General features: G+C 56.4%; 1 protein-coding gene and 1 pseudogene. Both read left to right on the top strand.

What is annotated here, in order from left to right; translation table 11 throughout:
- Positions 1-238 (top strand): annotated as a pseudogene (locus PVA01S_RS26230) (ATP-dependent DNA helicase PcrA); the annotation flags it as partial.
- 39 nt (positions 239-277) lie between these two features.
- On the top strand, positions 278-2,293 hold the full coding sequence (gene ligA / locus PVA01S_RS26225) for an NAD-dependent DNA ligase LigA (protein WP_127610818.1): 2,016 nt from the start codon (positions 278-280) through the stop codon (positions 2,291-2,293).
- The last annotated feature ends 421 nt before the right edge of the window (positions 2,294-2,714 follow it).

Genomic DNA, 2,714 nt, shown 5'->3' with positions numbered 1-2,714 from the left:
GCCCGTCAGCTTCCGCGCGGGCGGCGCGTCCGCGGCAGCTTCTTCGCCGGCCGCCGCGGCGCCGGCCAAGGTGCTTGACTTCGCCATGGGCGACAAAGTCAAGCACGGCAAGTGGGGCACGGGAACGATCGTGGCCATGAAGGGCTCGGGCGACGATACCGAGCTGCAGATCGCATTCCCGGCCCCGGTCGGCGTGAAGCGGCTGCTTGCCAAGTTCGCGCCGATCGAGAAAGCGTAATTTAACCCATGAGAGGACGGAACCCCAATGGCTTTGCCGATGCCGGATGCTTTGGAGACCATGCAGGCCCTTATCGAAGAGATCTCCAAACATAACTACCACTACTATACCCTTGACGAGCCGACTATCAGCGATGCGGAATGGGACGCGCTTTATGCGAAGCTGATGGAGCTTGAGGCGGAGACGGGCGTCGTGCTGCCGCATTCTCCGACCCACCGCATCGGGGGCGAGCTTCTGAAAGGCTTTGAGCCGCACAAGCATTTGGCGCGGTTGTGGAGCCTGGACAAGGCGCAGAACCATGAGGACCTGATGGCGTGGCATACGCGCGCTCAGAAGCTGGTCAATGACTATAACGCGAAGCATCCGGATGAACCCCTTCCTCCGCTTTCGTTCGTGGTGGAGTTGAAGTTCGACGGACTAACGTTGAATTTAACCTACGACGGAGGAGAACTCGTGCAGGCGGCGACCCGCGGCAACGGACAAGTGGGGGAAGGCATTCTGGCTCAAGTGAAGACAATTAAGTCGGTGCCTCTGCGCATTCCTTATACCGAGGGGATTCTTGAGGTGCAGGGCGAAGGCATAATGAACCTGTCGGTGCTTGAGAAATATAACGAGACGGCCGCGGAACCGCTCAAGAACGCCCGGAACGCGGCGGCCGGAGCGCTGCGCAACCTGAATCCGAAAGTAACGGCGGAGCGCCGTTTAAACGCCTATTTTTATAACGTCGGGTATTCGGACAACGTTCAATTCCGGGATCATCGGGAGATGGTCGAGTTTTTGCGCGCGAATCAGTTCAGGGTCAGCCCGCTCGTCGAGTTTTTGGATAGTATTGAAGCGGTTGAGGAAGAACTGCAGCGGATCGCTTCCATGCGGAACACGTTTGATTTTCTAATTGACGGCTTGGTGGTCAAAATCAATGACATGCGTACGCGCGAAGTGCTCGGCTATACCGATAAGTTCCCGCGCTGGGCGGTCGCTTATAAATTCGAGGCCGAAGAAGCGGTGACAACGCTGCTAGGGGTGCAATGGAACGTGGGCCGTACCGGCAAAGTGACGCCGCTTGCGCGCGTTGAGCCGGTCGATATTGCCGGGGTCACGGTGCAGAACTGCACGTTGAACAACATGGATGATATCGCCCGCAAAAACTTGACCCACGCACTCGGCAGTCTCATCTACATCCGTCGCTCGAACGACGTCATTCCCGAGATTCTCGGCAAGGTGACGGAGGACGCCGACGGTCAGGAGATTACGGCTCCTTCAGTCTGTCCGTCGTGCGGACATACGCTTGAGCTGCGGGGCGCACACTTGTTCTGTCCGAACCGGCTGGATTGCCGTCCGCAGCTGGTGGGCCGGATTACGCATTTCGCTTCGCGCGATGCGATGGATATCGAAACGTTCAGCGAGAAGACGGCGGAGCAGTTGTATGACGAGTTAAGCGTGCGCGACCCGTCCGACTTGTATGACTTGAAGTTCGATGACTTGGTCAAGCTCGACCGCTTCGGGACGAAGAAGGCGGAGAATCTGCTGGCCGCGCTTGAGAAAAGCAAGACACCGGACCTCGCGTCCTTCCTGTTCGCCCTGGGCATTCCGAACACCGGCAAAACGACTACCAAAGAGCTGGCCGACCATTACCGCAGCCTGGACAAGCTGATGGAGGCGACGGCGGAGGAATTGATGACGCTGCCGGATATCGGCGGAATCGTGGCGGACAGCATCGTTCGCTTCTTCCAGGACCCGGCTATGCGGCGCAGCATAGAGCGGATGCTGGCGGCAGGTGTCACTCCGATTGCGGAAGAAGCGCCGGCAGCCGTGGACGAGAGCAATCCGTTTTTCGGCAAAACGGTCGTCCTCACGGGCACGCTTACGACGATGAGCCGTGACGATGCGGCGAAGAGGCTGGAGAAGCTGGGGGCGAAGGTGACCGGCAGCGTCTCGAAGAAGACGGACATCGTCATTGCGGGCGAAAGCGCCGGCAGCAAGCTGACGAAAGCGCAAGAGCTCGGCATTCGGATCATTGACGATGAGCAGGAGCTCATTCGTCTGCTTGGCGAATGAGGAAGACATGGAGACGAGGAGACTTCTTTGTATCGGTGCAAGCGGACAAAGAGGTTCCTCGTTTTTTTTGTTTGTTGATTGGCCTGGGGCAGGCGGGGCCCCGAAACTTTTCTCATCGGGCGGTGAGATTTGGATATCTGACGACGGAACAACTCCTGTCTGGCGATGGAGCGAAGCGTTCGGGCAATTAGTAAACACGTAATAAAAATAAGGAGTTGCAATTTATCTATGACTTGTGATACATTATTGCTTGTCGCCGCAAACGGGTTAGATCGAAATCGAAGCCGAATGCGATGGCGGTAAAAAAATAACAGTTGCAAAGTTCGTCGAAAAATGATAAGATATATTCTTGTCACGACAAAAAGTGCAGCCGTGATGAAAGCTCTTTGAAAACTGAACAAATGAGACAAATGTTATACAT

Source organism: Paenibacillus validus NBRC 15382 (genome assembly GCF_004000985.1).
Classification (GTDB): Bacteria; Bacillota; Bacilli; order Paenibacillales; family NBRC-103111; genus Paenibacillus_G; species Paenibacillus_G validus.
This window is presented reverse-complemented; position numbering and strand designations above follow the sequence as displayed.

Bases quoted from the DNA above. Each gene is read 5' to 3' on its own strand.
- ligA (WP_127610818.1), top strand. From the start codon at position 278: ATGCCGGATGCTTTGGAGACCATGCAGGCCCTTATCGAAGAGATCTCC.